Origin of the sequence: Pseudomonas marginalis (assembly GCF_001645105.1) — a bacterium.
Classification (GTDB): Bacteria; Pseudomonadota; Gammaproteobacteria; order Pseudomonadales; family Pseudomonadaceae; genus Aquipseudomonas; species Aquipseudomonas petroselini.
Genome location: NZ_LKEG01000042.1, coordinates 86,546 through 102,971, shown reverse-complemented (window position 1 = coordinate 102,971; position 16,426 = coordinate 86,546). Strand labels below are relative to the sequence as shown.

Sequence of the window (16,426 nt, the reverse complement as noted above, 5' to 3'; positions counted from 1 at the left end):
TGATCCTTAAAGGAGTGCGGCACATGTCAAAAGGGCATTCGCTACAAGACCCTTACTTGAATACTTTACGTAAAGAGAAAGTGGGGGTTTCCATCTATCTGGTCAACGGTATCAAGCTGCAAGGCACGATCGAGTCGTTCGACCAGTTCGTGATCCTGCTGAAAAACACCGTCAGCCAGATGGTATACAAGCACGCTATCTCGACAGTCGTCCCCGTTCGTCCAATCCGTCTGCCTAGCGCAGCAGGTGATGATGCAGCTGACGCTGAGCCAGGTAACGCCTGATAGGAGTCTCCTTTGTTCTTTGAGCGCCACGGTGGTGGTGAGCGAGTAATCCTCGTTCACTTGGATGGACAGGACCCTGAGGCGCGCGAAGATCCGCAGGAGTTTCAGGAGTTGGCAAATTCGGCCGGCGCCGAGACCGTTGCGTTTTTTAACGTGCCGCGTCATCGGCCAACCGCCAAATACCTGATTGGCAGCGGCAAGGTCGAGGAACTGCGCGACCTGGTCCACGCTGAAGAAGCCGATCTGGTGATCTTCAATCACACCCTCACGCCCAGTCAGGAACGTAACCTCGAACGTGTCTTCGAGTGTCGCGTGATCGACCGCACCGGTCTGATTCTCGATATTTTCGCCCAGCGCGCCCGTACCCATGAAGGCAAGCTCCAGGTTGAACTGGCCCAGCTTGACCACATGAGCACGCGGCTGGTCCGCGGCTGGACTCACCTTGAGCGTCAGGGTGGCGGTATCGGCATGCGGGGGCCGGGTGAAACCCAGCTCGAAACCGACCGCCGCCTGCTGCGGGTCCGCCTGCGCCAGATCAAGGGCCGCCTGGAGAAAGTCCGCAGCCAGCGCGAGCAATCGCGACGTGGCCGTTCGCGCGCGGATATCCCTACCGTGTCCCTGGTGGGCTATACCAACGCCGGCAAATCCACGCTGTTCAACAACGTGACGAAATCGGACGTGTACGCGGCCGACCAACTGTTCGCCACCCTTGACCCGACCTTGCGCCGTCTGGATCTGGACGACCTGGGGCCGATTGTCCTGGCCGATACCGTGGGGTTCATTCGTCACTTGCCGCACAAGCTGGTCGAGGCATTTCGGTCTACGCTCGAAGAGTCGAGCAATTCCGACCTGCTGTTGCACGTGATCGATGCGGCCGAACCGGATCGCATGTTGCAGATTGAACAGGTGATGCTGGTGCTGGGCGAGATTGGTGCCCAGGACTTGCCGATCCTCGAGGTCTATAACAAACTCGATTTGCTTGAAGGCGTTGAGCCACAAATCCAGCGCGACGAGAACGGCAAACCCCAGCGGGTGTGGTTGTCGGCGCGAGATGGCAGTGGCCTTGAGTTGCTTGAACAAGCGATTGCCGAGTTGCTCGGCGGTGATTTGTTCGTTGGCACCTTGCGCTTGCCCCAGCGTTTTGCTCGACTGCGTGCACAGTTTTTCGAGCTGGGCGCGGTCCAGAAAGAAGAACACGACGAAGAAGGTGTCAGCTTGCTGGCCGTTCGATTGCCGCGCTCGGAGCTGAATCGGCTGGTCAGCCGTGAAGGTGTGGTACCGACAGAGTTCATCGAACAACACACTTTGCAATAAAAGCCTCCGAAAGCGGTTGTGCCGCAGTGGCAGGCATTCTGTAGCATTGGTCGGCGCGCCGTGGGTGCGTCTTTGCTTTATCAGATGGAGAGCGCTATGGCTTGGAATGAGCCGGGTGGCAACTCGAATAATCAGGATCCTTGGGGTGGTAAACGCCGCAATAATGGCGACCGCAAGGGGCCACCAGATCTCGACGAGGCCTTCCGAAAGCTGCAGGAAAGCCTGAATGGGTTGTTCGGTGGTGGGAAAAAACGCGGTGGTGACGAAGGCGGTCGCACAAGCAAGGGCGGCGGCTATGGCCTGCTGGGCCTGGGTCTTGTCGTGCTGGCGGCCGTATGGCTGTACAGCGCCGTATACGTAGTGGACGAGCAGGAGCAAGCCGTGGTGCTGCGCTTCGGCAAGTACTATGAAACCGTCGGCCCAGGCCTGAATATCTACTTCCCGCCGATCGACAAGAAGTACATGGAGAACGTCACGCGTGAGCGTGCCTACACCAAGCAGGGCCAGATGCTGACTGAAGACGAGAACATCGTCGAAGTGCCGCTGACCGTGCAGTACAAGATCAGCAACCTGCAGGACTTCGTGCTGAACGTCGACCAGCCGGAAATCAGCCTGCAACACGCCACCGAAAGTGCCCTGCGCCACGTCGTCGGTTCCACCGCGATGGACCAGGTGCTGACCGAAGGCCGTGAATTGATGGCCAGTGAGATCAAGGAGCGTCTGCAACGCTTCCTCGATACGTACCGCACCGGTATCACGGTTACCCAGGTCAACGTACAAAGCGCAGCTGCACCGCGTGAAGTACAGGAAGCCTTCGATGACGTGATCCGCGCCCGTGAAGACGAGCAGCGTTCGCGCAACCAGGCTGAAACCTACGCCAACGGCGTCGTGCCGGAAGCCCGTGGTCAGGCCCAGCGCATCCTCGAGGATGCCAATGGTTACCGCGACGAAGTGGTCTCCCGCGCCAAGGGTGAGGCGGATCGCTTCACCAAGCTGGTTGCCGAGTACCGCAAGGCTCCAGAGGTGACGCGTGAGCGTCTGTACCTGGACACCATGCAGGAAGTCTTCAGCAACACCAGCAAGGTCCTCGTGACCGGCAGCAAAGGTGGGCAAAACAACCTGCTGTACCTGCCGCTGGACAAGATGATCGAAGGTGGTCGTAGCAGCACCAGCGCACCGTCCACCGGTTCCAATGCCGCTGCCAACGAAGCGAGCGCCCGTGCGGCCGCTGACTTGCTGCAACAGCAAACACGTACCAGGGAGAGTCGTTGATGAGCAATAAATCGCTGACCGCCCTGATTGTGGGCGTCGTCGTGGTCATCGCTGCCTGGAACTGCTTCTACATCGTGGCTCAGACCGAGCGTGCGGTGCTGCTGCAATTCGGTCGCGTGGTCCAGGCGGATGTCCAGCCGGGCCTGCATGTGAAAGTCCCCTACGTCAACCAGGTGCGCAAGTTCGACGCCCGCCTGATGACCCTGGATGCACCGACACAGCGCTTCCTGACCCTGGAAAAGAAAGCCGTGATGGTTGACGCCTACGCCAAGTGGCGCGTCAAGGATGCCGAGCGCTTCTACACCGCGACCTCCGGCCTCAAGCAGATTGCCGACGAGCGTTTGTCGCGCCGTCTGGAATCGGGCCTGCGTGACCAGTTTGGTAAGCGCACCCTGCACGAGGTAGTGTCCGGTGAGCGTGATGCGCTGATGGCGGACATCACGCGCTCGCTGAACACGATGGCGGAAAAAGAGCTGGGCATCGAGGTGATCGATGTTCGGGTCAAGGCTATCGACCTGCCGAAGGAAGTGAACCGCAGCGTGTTCGAGCGTATGAGCACCGAGCGTGAGCGTGAGGCTCGTGAGCACCGCGCCAAGGGTAACGAGCTGGCTGAAGGTATCCGTGCGGATGCCGACCGTCAGCGTCGTGTACTGCTGGCAGAGGCCTATCGCGAGTCTGAAGAGGCGCGTGGTGATGGTGATGCCCAAGCTGCGGCGATCTACTCCAAGGCGTACGGCCAGGACCAGGAGTTCTACGCGTTCTACCGTAGCCTGCGTGCCTACCGTGAAAGCTTCGCGAACAAAACCGACGTCATGGTGCTGGACCCAAGCAGCGAGTTCTTCCGCTACCTGGAAAAGTCCAAGTAACCGGCCTGTGATTCTGTAGGGCTCACTCCCGTCGGGCGGCTAAAACGCCTGGCGGGGTGATCCTTTCAGAAAACGGGTGTATGATGCGGCAGCCGGGAAATTCCCGGCTTTTTTGCGTCTGCATGTTTGATTCGGCAGGCGTGACAGGTTTTTCGAGGAAAGTGCCCGACGAGGCCGTTTGCAGGTCGTTCGTCACGTCGCTCTTGCGCGTGGTTTATGCAGGGGGCGGGTGTTTTCTGCTTCACTCAAGGCTCGGCCGAGGGCTGGCCGCCCGGATTATAGGGGAATGGCGTAATGGCAACGGTAGACCGCTGGCTGCTGCCAGATGGCATCGAAGAAGTACTGCCACCAGAAGCTGCGCGCATTGAAGTAGCGCGTCGCCAGGTGTTGGATCTGTTCCAGAGCTGGGGTTACGAGTTTGTCGTGACCCCCCATATCGAGTACCTGGAATCCCTGCTGACCGGCGCGGGCCAGGACCTGGATCTGCGCACCTTCAAGGTCATCGACCCGCAATCGGGCCGGCAAATGGGGTTCCGTGCCGATATCACGCCGCAAGTGGCGCGCATTGATGCGCACACCCTGCGCCGTGAAGGTCCGAGCCGCCTGTGCTATGCCGGCAGCGTGCTGCATGCGCAGCCGCGTGCATTGTCGTCTTCACGCAGCCCGATCCAGTTGGGCGCCGAGTTGTACGGTGATGCCAGCCCGAGCAGCGACGTTGAAGTGATCAGCCTCATGCTGGCCATGCTGCAACTGGCTGACGTGCCGGATGTCCACATGGACCTGGGTCACGTCGGTATCTACCGTGGCCTTGCCCGTGCGGCCGGGTTGTCCGGTGAAGTGGAGCAACAGTTGTTCGATGCCCTGCAACGCAAGGCTATCGATGAAGTTATCGCGCTGACCGAGGGCGTGCCTGCGGATCTCGCCGGCATGCTGCGTGCGCTGGTGAACCTGTGTGGCGGCCGTGAAGTGCTGGTAGCTGCGCGTGAGCGCCTGGCCAATGCGCCGGCGCCGGTACTGGCGGCACTGGACGACGTGCTGGCCATTGCCGAGCAACTGTCGGCGCGCTTCCCGCAGTTGCCGCTGTATTTTGACCTGGGTGAGTTGCGCGGCTACCACTACCACACTGGTGTGGTGTTCGCGGTATTTGTACCGGGTGTTGGCCAAGCCATCGCCCAAGGCGGTCGTTATGACGATATCGGCGCCGACTTCGGTCGTGCGCGTCCGGCCACCGGTTTTTCCACCGATTTGAAAACCCTGGTGACCCTGGGGCGTGCTGAGGTCGAGCTGCCGTCTGGTGGCATTTGGATGCCCGACAGTACGGACGCAGCACTCTGGCAGCAGGTTTGCCAGTTGCGCAGTGAGGGTCAGCGTGTTGTCCAGGCCTTGCCTGGCCAGCCATTGGCCGCCGCCCGTGAAGCGGACTGCGACCGGCAATTGATTCTGCAGAACGGGCTTTGGCAAGTATCGCCACTGGCTTCTTGAGTTTTCCTGCCGGCCCATCGCCGGCACCAAGTTTGCGCGAATGAGGACAAGTGTTATGGGTAAGAATGTCGTAGTCCTGGGCACCCAATGGGGTGATGAGGGCAAAGGCAAGATCGTTGATCTGCTGACCGAACATGCTGCCGCCGTAGTGCGCTACCAAGGTGGCCACAATGCTGGCCACACCCTGGTCATCGATGGCGAAAAAACCGTTTTGCACCTGATTCCGTCGGGCGTACTGCGCGAAGGCGTGCAGTGCCTGATCGGCAACGGCGTGGTGGTTGCACCTGACGCCCTGTTGCGCGAGATCACCAAGCTGGAAGAGAAAGGCGTACCGGTGCGCGAGCGCCTGCGTATCAGCCCATCCTGCCCGCTGATCCTGTCCTTCCACGTTGCGCTGGACCAGGCCCGTGAAAAGGCCCGTGGCGAGCTGAAGATCGGCACTACCGGTCGCGGTATCGGCCCGGCTTACGAAGATAAAGTTGCACGTCGTGGCCTGCGTGTGGGCGACCTGCTCAACATGCCACGCTTTGAAGACAAGCTGCGTGAACTGGTGGATTACCACAACTTCATGCTGGTGGGTTACTACAAAGAGCCGGCCATCGAGTTTGAAAAGACCCTGGCTGAGTGCAAGGAATACGCTGAGCTGCTCAAGCCGCTGATGCTCGACGTGACGGCTGAGCTGCACGACCTGCGTCGCGCCGGCAAAGACATCATGTTCGAAGGCGCCCAGGGGTCCCTGCTGGACATCGACCACGGCACCTACCCGTACGTGACCAGCTCCAACACCACCGCGGGCGGCGTTGCGACCGGTTCGGGTGTTGGCCCGATGTTCCTGGACTACATCCTGGGCATCACCAAGGCTTACACCACGCGTGTGGGCTCGGGTCCGTTCCCGACTGAGCTGTTCGACGAAGTCGGTGCGCACTTGGCCAAGCAAGGTCATGAGTTCGGTGCGACCACTGGCCGTGCGCGTCGTTGCGGCTGGTTCGACTCGGTTATCCTGCGTCGCGCTATCGATGTGAACAGCATCTCGGGCATCTGCTTCACCAAGCTGGATGTGCTCGACGGTCTGGAAACCATCAACATCTGCGTCGGCTACAAAGACGCAGACGGTAACGATGTTGCCCCGACTGACGCTGACAGCTACGTGGGCTTGCAGCCGGTGTACGAAGAAGTGCCGGGTTGGACCGAATCGACCGTGGGCGCCAAGACCCTGGAAGAGTTGCCGGCTAACGCCCGTGCGTACATCAAGCGCGTTGAAGCGCTGATCGGCGCACCGATCGACATTATTTCGACGGGCCCGGACCGCAACGAGACCATCGTTCTGCGTCACCCGTTCGCTTAATAAGCTGTTGATGTAAAAAGCAAAGGGCTCCTTCGGGAGCCCTTTGTCGTATCTGTTCGCCAAGCGGCACGACCCTTGCTCTGTTTCTCTTTTTCGCGGTGCTATCAAATTAATGGCACCCGTGGTGGAGGGATTCCCGATGTCTGCCGTTCTCTCATTGTTACAAAGCCGTTTGTTGCGGCCGGTGTTCGTTACCCTAGGTATCGCTCTTTTAGTGCAAGTGCTGGTGGCCGTCGCTCTAACCCGGAGCACGGTCACGGCGTTGGAAGCTGATTTGGGCAATCGCCTGGGAATCGACAGCCAGAAGCTGTCCGGCGAATTGGCCCAGGCCGGCAAGGAAGTCACCTCCAGCCTGGACAGCCTGTCCACCAGCACCCGTCAGCGTCTGACGGCGGGGCTGTCGACCCGCCTGCAGGAAGAGCAGAAGCAACTGCGCGCGACCTTGGAAAAAGACCTGCAGGACTCCGCCAATGACATGGCGCAGTTACTGGCCTCAGTGGCGCCCCGCGCCATGTGGGACAGCGACGTGCCGACGTTGTCGGAGTTTGCGCGACGCGCCCAGCGCAATCCCAATGTGCTGTTCGTGGTCTACGACGACGCGGCTGGCGAGCACCTGACCCGCTACCTCAACCGTGAAAACCCGATCAATCAGGCGCTGCTGGCAAAGGGCGCGGGTGACCGTGCACTGGATAAAGTGCTGGATGCGGCTAAGAGCGACTCTTCTGTTTACTACGTCGAAGCATCCATCAGCCCCAATGGGGTAGAGATCGGCAAGGTGCGCATGGGCGTTTCGACCGCCTCGGTTGAAGCGGATCTGCAAGCGCTCGACAAGCGCTTCGCAGCCCTGATCGCCAGCGGTGATCAGCTCGTCGGCGATAGCCTCAAGGGTGCTGCAGCCGACAGCGCTGCTGCCATGGGCGCCCGTCTGCAGTCCGCCCAAGCCACCGCTACCCAGATGACCGCCAACACCACCAGCGCCGTTCAGGACGCTGCTGGCACCTTGCGCTGGCGCATCGGCATGGGGCTTGCGCTGGTCGGTCTAGGCGTATTGCTGTTGATCGCCATCGTGCTGGGCCGCCGTGTGGTCAACCGCCTGAAGCTGCTGATCGCAGCCATGGATGATTTGGCGGCGGGCGAGGGGGACCTCACCAAGCGCGTGCAGATCAGCAGCAAGGACGAAATCGGCGATATGGCCTCGGCGGTCAATCGCTTTGTGGATAAGTTGCAGCCTATCGTGCGTGAGGCGGGAGATGTGGCCCAGCGTACCGGCGTGGAAATCGGTGCAATGACCTTGCGCAATGCCGGTGCTGACGCGGCGGCCGGCTTGCAGCGTGATGAGGTGGCTGAAAGCCTGCGCGCACTGTCGCAAATGGCCGACGAGGCGCAGGCCGAAAGCCATGCGATGCAGGCGGCGTTGCAGCAGGTGGTGGATATTCGCCAGGCCACGGATGAGAACTCGCGTACGTCAGCCGAAGTCGGCAGCCTGATCGAGGCGCTCGCGGGCCAGGTGCAGGCAGGCTCTCAGGTCATCGAGCGCCTGGCTCAACAAAGTGAGCAGATCGAGGTGGTGCTGACCGTGATTCACGGCATCGCCGAGCAGACCAACCTGTTGGCGCTCAACGCGGCCATCGAAGCAGCGCGTGCCGGCGAGACCGGGCGTGGTTTTGCGGTGGTGGCGGATGAGGTTCGGGCGCTGGCCAGCAAGACGCAAAGCTCCACGGGCGATATTCAGGCGCATATCGTGGCGTTGCAGCAGGGCGCGCGCGAGGCAGTGGAAACCATCGGTAAGGCCGGGCGCCAGGCCAGCGAAGGTTTGCTGGTGCTGCGCGACAGCGTGCGCCTGCAACAGACGGTGCAGGCTTCGGTGGAGCAGGTGCATGCGGCGATTGGCTTGGCGACGCGCGCGGCTGAGCATCAGGCGCAAGGTGCGCATGCGGTGCGTGGGCGGGTTGAGGTGATCCACGCCCAGGCCGAGCGGGCTGCGCAGGCGGTGGTGGAAACGACGGCCAGTGGCAAGGTGCTGGATGGGTTGGCAGCGCAGTTGAAGGCGAGCTTGGGGCAGTTCAGGGCCTAGTATCGCCTGTACCGACCTCATCGAGGGCAAGCCCCCTCCCACATTTACCTGCATTCCAGCGTTGGAACTCGGTCAACTGTGGGAGGGGGCTTGCCCCCGATAGCGGTTTCAGCGGCTCAAATACATCCGTGTCGTGAGCAGGTAAACCGGCAACCCCGACACCACTATCAACAGCGCCGCATACGGCGCCGCCGCCGCGAATTCCACATTCGAGGTGTGCGCCCACACCGCTGTCGCCAAGGTATTCAACCCTGTCGGACTGAGCAGCAATGTCGCCGTCAATTCCTTCATCGCATCCAGGAACACCAGCGCAAACGCCGCGCCCAAGGCCGGGAAAATAATCGGCAAGGTAACCCGACAAAACGCGCTGAACGACGACGCCCCGAGCGTGCGTGCGGCCTCTTCCAGTTGCGGCGCCGCCTTGTTCAGGGCCGTACGAATCGGTGACTGAGCCAGCGGTAGAAACAACAACGCATACGCGATCAGCAACAATGCCGACGTCTGATACAGCGCCGGCACGTAATGCAGTGCGAAGTACACCAGCGTCAGCGCAATCACCAAACCGGGCAGCGCGTGCAGCAAGTACGGCAGACGCTCGGCCCAGATCGCCAGTTGGCCTTTGTAGCGCACCACCAGCAGTCCCACCGGCACCGCCAATACCAGGCACAGTGCGGCGCCGCCGAGCGACAGCGCCAGGGAGGACAGCAGTGCCTCGCTGATCTCGGCGACCGGGAATGCGGCGGAAGAGCCCACCGCCAGCCAATAACCGAGCATCCCCAGCGGAATGCCACTGCCGATGATTGCCAGCGCCAGGCAATAGGCTTGGCCGAGCGGTGCCCACTTGCCCAGTCGCACCTGCTCGGCATGCCGCGCAGCGCCCTGGCCGATACGAACATGTCGGCCCTTGCCGCGTACGCGTAGCTCCAGCCATAACAGGGTCAGGCACATCATCAGCAGCACTGCCGACAGCATCGCGGCATTGGCATTGCTGAATTCCAGCTCGAATTGTTGATAGATCGCGGTGGTAAAGGTCTGCAGGCCGATGATCGACAAGGCGCCGAACTCCACCAGCATATGCAAGGCGATCAAGAGGCCCCCCGCCAGTAGCGAAGGCCACAGCAAAGGCAGCGTAATCCGAAAAAACACGCCCCAGCGATTCAGTCCCAGCGTTCGTGCAGACTCCTCCAGGGACGGATCAAGATTGCGCAATGTCGCCGCCACCGGCAGAAACACCAGCGGGTACTTGGACAGGCTCATCACCAGGATGGCGCCGCCCAGCCCTTCGAAATGGGCGCTGAGCGACACCCAGGTAAAGCTGCTGACAAAGGCGGGTACCGCAAACGGCAGGCACAGCACCACGCCCCAGATACGGCGCCCCGGCAGGTTGCTGCGTTCCAGCAACCAGGCCAGGGACAGGCCGACCACGCCGCATACCAGCGTCACGCCGACCATCAATGCCAGGGTATTGCGCAGCAGCCCGAACACATACGGCCGCCACAGCAGATGCACCGCCTCCGCCCAGCCGGCCTGCCAGGCCTTGAGTCCGACATACACCAGCGGCAGCAGGCTCAGGCCCACCAGGAACAGGACGGGCAGCACCAGCCAGATCGACGGGCGCTTGCGCCTTGGGCGCAAACCCCCGTGCAGGGCGGAAGCGGGTCGCGATGGGTTCATCAGTTCAAGCCAACGTCACGTTCCAGGTCCAGGGCTTCTTCGGCGTTGCCCAGGTCGGCGGGGGTGACTTTCGGCGGTTGCAGCTCACTGAAAGGCTTGAGGCCGCGGTTGGATTCCATGCCTTTACGCAGCGGGTATTCCGCCGAGGTGTTGGTAATCACGCGTTGGCCTTCTTCACTGGCCATGAACGCCAGCAGTTGCTGGGCTTCCTTGGGATGCTTGCTGGATTTCAGCGCGGCGGCGGAAGACACGGTGATCAGGCCGCCTGCATCGCCGTTGGTGAAGTAATGCAGTTGGGAATCCAGGTTGGTTTTTTCCTTTTTCAGGGCAAACCAGTAATAGTTATTCACCAGCACGGTGGCCACTTCGCCATTTTCCACAGCCTTGAGCGCGACCATGTTGTTGCTGTACACCTTGCCGAAAGCGCGCAAACCGGTCAGCCATTCTTCAGCCGCCTCGCGACCGTGCAGCTTGATGATCGCCACGGCTTGTTCCTGGAAGGCGCCGCTGGTGGGGACAAAGCCTACTTTGCCTTGCCACTCGGGACCGGCGAAATCCAGAACCGACTTGGGCAAGTCTTTTTCAGCAATCAGTTTCGGATTAAAGGCCACGACGCGGGTGCGTGCGGTCACGCCCATCCAGTCGCCATGGGCGCCAACATAGTCCTTGGGCAATACGTCGAGTGTGCTGGCGTCAATCTTGGCCAGCAGGCCTTGCTCGCCGAGTTTGTTCAGCGGCGGCGACTCTTCGGTGTAGATCACGTCGGCGGGGGAGCGGTCGCCTTCTTCGACGACCTGGCTGGCCAGCTGGTTGCTGCTGCCTTTGCGCACGTTGACGTGGATGCCGGTTTTGGCCTCAAAGGCCTTGGCGAGTTCGTCGCCGACCTCTTTGTGCTGGCCGTTGTACAGGGTCAATGAGACCTTGTCGGCGGAATAGGCGGTAGGTGAGAGCAGGGTCAGGCCGAGCAGGGTGATGGTCAGGCCACGCAGAAGGGATGTCTTGAGACGGGTATCGCGGATCATCATCCGGGGTGTTCCTCACTTGTATGCAACAAATACTTACAAGGATAAACGATAAAACTTCTCAAGTGCGGACGAGGGGCAAATCGCGGGGGAAGTTTCCATGTTGAGTTTATCAAACCCCGGAAACGAAAAAACCCGCTTTCGCGGGTTTGATCTGAATTTGGTGCCCAGGAGAAGACTCGAACTTCCACGACCTTGCGATCACCAGCACCTGAAGCTGGCGTGTCTACCAATTTCACCACCTGGGCATTATCAACGCTTGCGCTGTTGATGGAGCGAACTATACGGAGGGCTTTTTGATCTGTAAACCCCTGATTCAAAAAAATAAATCAAGTTTTCTGTTGAAAATCAAAGGCCTGGAACGAAAAAACCCGCTTTCGCGGGTTTGATCTGAATTTGGTGCCCAGGAGAAGACTCGAACTTCCACGACCTTGCGATCACCAGCACCTGAAGCTGGCGTGTCTACCAATTTCACCACCTGGGCAGCATCAACAACGTTGCCGTCGTCGATGGCGCGCACTATACGGAGGGGATTTTAAGCTGTAAACCCCCGCCATGAAAAAAGCCTGGAAAATTTCGCCAGTGGTCGTGCAAGGTGTGCGCTGGGGGCTTTAAAAGGCTTGTTGACGTCTGAAATTTCCCGTTTCAATACGCGTATGCCAAACTAACCCGCATATAGACAAGGTGAAAACTCTCTAATGGCCGATTGGCAGTCCCTCGATCCCGAGGCCGCTCGTGAAGCGGAAAAATATGAAAACCCTATTCCTAGCCGCGAACTGATCCTGGCGCACCTCGCCGATCGGGGTTCGCCTGCTAGCCGCGAGCAGCTGGTTGAAGAGTTCGGTCTGACCACCGAAGACCAGCTCGAAGCCCTGCGCCGCCGTTTGCGTGCCATGGAGCGCGATGCTCAACTGATCTATACCCGCCGTGGTACTTACGCGCCGGTGGATAAGCTCGACCTGATCCTGGGCCGCATTGCCGGCCATCGTGACGGCTTCGGCTTCCTGATCCCGGACGACGGCAGTGACGACCTGTTCATGAGCCCGGCGCAAATGCGCCTGGTGTTCGATGGCGACCGTGCGCTGGCACGCGTGTCGGGCCTGGACCGTCGCGGTCGTCGCGAAGGTGTGATCGTCGAAGTGGTGTCCCGTGCCCACGAGTCCATCGTCGGCCGTTACTTCGAAGAAGGCGGCATCGGCTTTGTGGTGCCGGATAACCCGAAGGTCCAGCAGGAAGTGCTGATTACCCCGGGCCGCAATGGCGCCGCCAAGGTCGGCCAGTTCGTCGAGGTGAAAATCACCCACTGGCCAACGGCACGCTTCCAGCCTCAAGGCGATATCGTTGAAGTGGTCGGCAACTACATGGCGCCGGGCATGGAAATCGACGTCGCGCTGCGCACCTACGATATTCCTCACGTCTGGCCTGAGGCTGTGCTGAAAGAAGCCGCCAAGCTCAAGCCGGAAGTTGAAGAGAAAGACAAAGAAAAACGCATCGACCTGCGCCATCTGCCGTTCGTCACCATCGACGGCGAAGATGCCCGCGACTTCGACGATGCGGTCTACTGCGAAGCCAAGCCTGGCAAGCTGCGCCTGTTCTCCGGCGGCTGGAAGCTGTTCGTCGCGATTGCCGACGTGTCCAGCTACGTGAAAATCGGTTCGGCCCTGGACAACGAGGCGCAGGTACGCGGCAACTCCGTGTATTTCCCTGAGCGCGTGATCCCGATGCTGCCTGAGCAGCTGTCCAACGGCCTGTGCTCCCTGAACCCGAAAGTCGACCGTTTGGCCATGGTGTGCGAGATGACCATCTCGAAAACCGGCGAAATGACCGATTACCAGTTCTACGAAGCGGTGATCCATTCCCAGGCGCGCCTGACCTACAACAAGGTCAGCACCATCCTGGAACAGCCGAAAACCAGCGAAGCCAAAGCGCTGCGTGGCGAGTACGGGCATGTCGTGCCGCACCTCAAGCAGCTTTACGCTTTGTACAAAGTGTTGTTGGGCGCACGTCATGTGCGGGGTGCGATCGATTTTGAAACCCAGGAAACCCGGATTGTCTTCGGTTCCGAGCGCAAAATCGCCGCCATCACCCCGACCACGCGCAACGACGCACACAAGCTGATCGAGGAATGCATGCTGGCGGCCAACGTGGCCACCGCTGAATTCCTGAAGAAGCACGAGATCCCTGCGTTGTACCGTGTGCACGACGGTCCGCCGCCGGAGCGTCTGGAAAAACTGCGTGCGTTCCTCGGTGAGCTTGGCCTGTCCCTGCACAAAGGCAAGGACGGCCCGACGCCGAAGGATTATCAGGCATTGCTGGCGAGCATCAAGGACCGTCCGGATTACCATGTGATCCAGACCGTCATGCTGCGCTCCCTGAGCCAGGCGGTGTACAGCGCCGACAACCAGGGCCACTTCGGCCTGAATTACGAGGCATACACCCACTTCACCTCCCCGATTCGCCGTTACCCGGATCTGCTCACGCACCGCGCGATCCGCAGCGTGATCCACTCCAAGCAGAACACGCCGCACGTCCAACGCGCCGGTGCCATGACCATTCCGAAGGCACGGATCTATCCGTACGACGAAGCGGCCCTGGAACAGTTGGGCGAGCAGTGCTCCATGAGCGAGCGCCGCGCCGATGAAGCCACCCGTGACGTCGTGAATTGGCTCAAGTGCGAGTTCATGAAAGACCGCGTGGGCGAGTCGTTCCCAGGTGTGATCACCGCCGTGACCGGCTTTGGCCTGTTCGTCGAGCTGACCGATATCTACGTCGAGGGTCTGGTGCACGTCACCGCCTTGCCGGGCGACTACTACCACTTCGACCCTGTGCATCACCGCTTGGCGGGCGAGCGCACCGGTCGCAGCTTCCGCTTGGGCGACACGGTTGAAGTGCAGGTCATGCGCGTCGACCTCGACGAGCGCAAGATCGATTTCGGCATGCCTGACAAACCCGCCGAAGCGCCGAACAGCCGTAAAAAGCGTGGCAGCGAACCTGCTGCGCCAGCCAGCAAAGGCAAGGGCGCTCCTGTGAAAGCAGCGGCTGCCGAGCCTGCGCCAGCCAAGGCCGGTCGTCGTTCTTCTGCCAAGGACAAGGCCCCAGAAGCCTACCGCCCAAGCGACGCAGCGGCGAAGAACGCCGAGCTGCGCAAGAGCCGTGAGTTGAAGCAGCAGTTGCTCAACGAAGCCAAAAGCGGTGGTAAAGCGGCGTCTGGGGGAAAGTCCCGCGAGGCGGAAAAACCGTCGAGCAAGCCAAGTAAACACCGTAAAGGCCCGCCCAAGGCGGGTTCGGCTCCCGCGAAAAGCGGCGGGTCGCGCAAACCTAAGGCCAAGTCATGAGTCTGGAAAAAATCTACGGCGTACACGCCGTAGAAGCACTGCTGCGTCACCACCCTAAACGCGTCAAGCAAGTGTGGTTGGCAGAAGGTCGCAGCGAGCCGCGCGTGCAAGCGCTGGTCGAGTTGGCCACCCAAAACAAAGTTGCCATCGGCCAGGCCGAGCGTCGTGAAATGGACGTGTGGGTTGAAGGCGTTCACCAGGGTGTGGTGGCGGACGTCAGTCCTAGCCAGGTCTGGGGCGAAGCCATGCTCGACGAGCTGCTCGACCGCACCGAAGGCGCGCCGCTGTTGCTGGTGCTGGACGGCGTGACCGACCCGCACAACCTCGGCGCCTGCCTGCGTTCGGCGGATGCTGCCGGCGCGTTGGCGGTGATCGTGCCTAAAGACAAGTCGGCGACCCTGACGCCGGTTGTGCGTAAAGTCGCCTGTGGCGCGGCCGAAGTGATTCCGCTGGTCGCCGTGACCAACCTGGCGCGCACCCTGGAGAAGCTCCAGCAACGCGGCCTGTGGGTCGTGGGCACGGCGGGGGAGGCTGAGGTCAGCATTTATGACCAGGACCTCACCGGCCCGACCATCCTGATCATGGGTGCTGAAGGCAAGGGCATGCGTCGCCTGACCCGCGAGCATTGCGACTACCTGGTGCATTTGCCGATGGCCGGCAGTGTCAGCAGCCTCAACGTGTCGGTCGCGACCGGCGTGTGCCTGTTCGAAGCCCGGCGCCAACGGGGTGCCAAGGCCAAGACCAAGAAGTAGTCAGGCCTGGCGCAAGACTCAATGTGGGAGGGGGCTTGCCCCCGATAGCGGTGTCTCGGTTGCAGATCAATGTGACTGATCCTCCGTAATCGGGAGCAAGCCCCTTCTCACATTTGCGTTTGTGGTGTTTGGGGGGATTGTTCAAATAATCACCAATCACCTTGCGCGCTTCCTCCCCCTTCTCTACAATTGCGCCCCTTGCCTTCCTGGCGGGCACCGATGTGCCTCCCTGCGGCAAGATCCATAAGTGTCATTCACTCCTTGTCTGACCGTTTTTGAGCGGCAGGCTACAACCCGTAAGGAGCATTCATGCGTCATTACGAAATCATCTTTTTGGTCCACCCGGATCAAAGCGAGCAAGTCGGCGGCATGGTTGAGCGTTACACCAAGCTGATCGAAGAAGACGGCGGCAAAATCCACCGTCTGGAAGATTGGGGCCGTCGTCAACTGGCCTACGCAATCAACAATGTTCACAAGGCTCACTACGTGATGCTGAACGTTGAGTGCACTGGCAAGGCCCTGGCCGAGCTGGAAGACAACTTCCGCTACAACGATGCAGTGATCCGTAACCTGGTCATCCGTCGCGAAGAAGCCGTTACCGGCCAATCCGAGATGCTCAAGGCTGAAGAAAACCGCAGTGAGCGCCGTGAGCGTCGCGACCGTCCTGAGCACGAAGGCGCTGATAGCGCTGACAGTGATGACAGCGACAACAGCGATAACGCTGACGAGTAATCCACGGACCTTTTAAGGAGCCTATCAAATGGCACGTTTCTTCCGTCGTCGTAAATTCTGCCGCTTCACCGCTGAAGACGTGAAAGAGATCGATTACAAAGATCTCAACACTCTGAAAGCCTACGTATCCGAGACCGGCAAAATCGTTCCAAGCCGTATCACCGGTACCAAAGCACGTTATCAGCGTCAGCTGGCCACCGCTATCAAGCGCGCCCGCTTCCTGGCCCTGCTGGCCTACACCGACAGCCACGGCCGCTGAGACCGGGCAGTCGAC

The 16,426-nt window shown here is 60.5% G+C and carries 13 protein-coding genes and 2 tRNA genes; 11 read left to right on the top strand and 4 right to left on the bottom strand.

Annotated features, from left to right (window positions below):
* Positions 1-23 precede the first annotated feature (23 nt).
* The 7 genes from hfq to AO064_RS16240 all read left to right on the top strand — a co-directional run bounded on the left by hfq (position 24) and on the right by AO064_RS16240 (position 8,637).
* Positions 24-284: an RNA chaperone Hfq gene (hfq, locus tag AO064_RS16270; protein ID WP_003171355.1), complete on the top strand. Its 261-nt coding sequence runs from the start codon at positions 24-26 to the stop codon at positions 282-284.
* Positions 285-296: 12 nt separating this feature from the next.
* On the top strand, positions 297-1,598 hold the full coding sequence (gene hflX / locus AO064_RS16265) for a ribosome rescue GTPase HflX (protein ID WP_012721915.1): 1,302 nt from the start codon (positions 297-299) through the stop codon (positions 1,596-1,598).
* A gap of 96 nt (positions 1,599-1,694) precedes the next feature.
* Entirely contained in the window at positions 1,695-2,870 is a 1,176-nt protein-coding gene (hflK, locus tag AO064_RS16260; protein WP_012721916.1) for an FtsH protease activity modulator HflK, read from the top strand.
* Positions 2,870-3,736: a protease modulator HflC gene (hflC, locus tag AO064_RS16255; RefSeq protein WP_043204695.1), complete on the top strand. Its 867-nt coding sequence runs from the start codon at positions 2,870-2,872 to the stop codon at positions 3,734-3,736. Before hflK ends, hflC begins: the two co-directional genes overlap by 1 nt.
* Before the next feature lie 294 nt (positions 3,737-4,030).
* A complete protein-coding gene (locus tag AO064_RS16250) occupies positions 4,031-5,218 on the top strand; it encodes an ATP phosphoribosyltransferase regulatory subunit (RefSeq protein WP_012721918.1) in 1,188 nt (395 codons plus the stop codon).
* Positions 5,219-5,273: 55 nt separating this feature from the next.
* Positions 5,274-6,563, top strand: coding sequence for an adenylosuccinate synthase (locus tag AO064_RS16245; RefSeq protein WP_064053980.1), 1,290 nt, complete (start codon positions 5,274-5,276; stop codon positions 6,561-6,563).
* Between the two features lie 139 nt (positions 6,564-6,702).
* Positions 6,703-8,637: a methyl-accepting chemotaxis protein gene (locus AO064_RS16240; protein ID WP_012721920.1), complete on the top strand. Its 1,935-nt coding sequence runs from the start codon at positions 6,703-6,705 to the stop codon at positions 8,635-8,637.
* Positions 8,638-8,745: 108 nt separating this feature from the next.
* On the opposite strand, the gene AO064_RS16235 is transcribed toward AO064_RS16240, so the two are convergent.
* The 4 genes from AO064_RS16235 to AO064_RS16220 form a co-directional block, all read right to left on the bottom strand.
* Positions 8,746-10,311 (bottom strand): ABC transporter permease, encoded by a 1,566-nt coding sequence (locus AO064_RS16235; protein ID WP_064053979.1) that lies wholly within the window; start codon positions 10,309-10,311, stop codon positions 8,746-8,748.
* Positions 10,311-11,336: an iron ABC transporter substrate-binding protein gene (locus tag AO064_RS16230; protein WP_012721922.1), complete on the bottom strand. Its 1,026-nt coding sequence runs from the start codon at positions 11,334-11,336 to the stop codon at positions 10,311-10,313. The genes AO064_RS16235 and AO064_RS16230 overlap by 1 nt, the downstream gene beginning before the upstream one ends.
* A 158-nt stretch (positions 11,337-11,494) precedes the next feature.
* Positions 11,495-11,581 (bottom strand) — tRNA-Leu (locus AO064_RS16225).
* A 149-nt stretch (positions 11,582-11,730) separates the two neighbouring features.
* Positions 11,731-11,817 (bottom strand) — tRNA-Leu (locus AO064_RS16220).
* A gap of 214 nt (positions 11,818-12,031) precedes the next feature.
* Between AO064_RS16220 and rnr the strand changes: the two genes are divergently transcribed.
* From rnr to rpsR, 4 genes are all read left to right on the top strand, one after another.
* Complete coding sequence (gene rnr, locus AO064_RS16215) at positions 12,032-14,668, top strand: ribonuclease R (RefSeq protein WP_064053978.1); 2,637 nt, start codon at positions 12,032-12,034, stop codon at positions 14,666-14,668.
* Positions 14,665-15,420: a 23S rRNA (guanosine(2251)-2'-O)-methyltransferase RlmB gene (gene rlmB, locus AO064_RS16210; protein WP_012721924.1), complete on the top strand. Its 756-nt coding sequence runs from the start codon at positions 14,665-14,667 to the stop codon at positions 15,418-15,420. Before rnr ends, rlmB begins: the two co-directional genes overlap by 4 nt.
* Positions 15,421-15,729: 309 nt before the next feature.
* Positions 15,730-16,152: a 30S ribosomal protein S6 gene (gene rpsF, locus AO064_RS16205; protein WP_003236224.1), complete on the top strand. Its 423-nt coding sequence runs from the start codon at positions 15,730-15,732 to the stop codon at positions 16,150-16,152.
* 28 nt (positions 16,153-16,180) lie between these two features.
* Positions 16,181-16,411: a 30S ribosomal protein S18 gene (rpsR, locus tag AO064_RS16200; protein WP_002551829.1), complete on the top strand. Its 231-nt coding sequence runs from the start codon at positions 16,181-16,183 to the stop codon at positions 16,409-16,411.
* Positions 16,412-16,426: the final 15 nt, after the last annotated feature.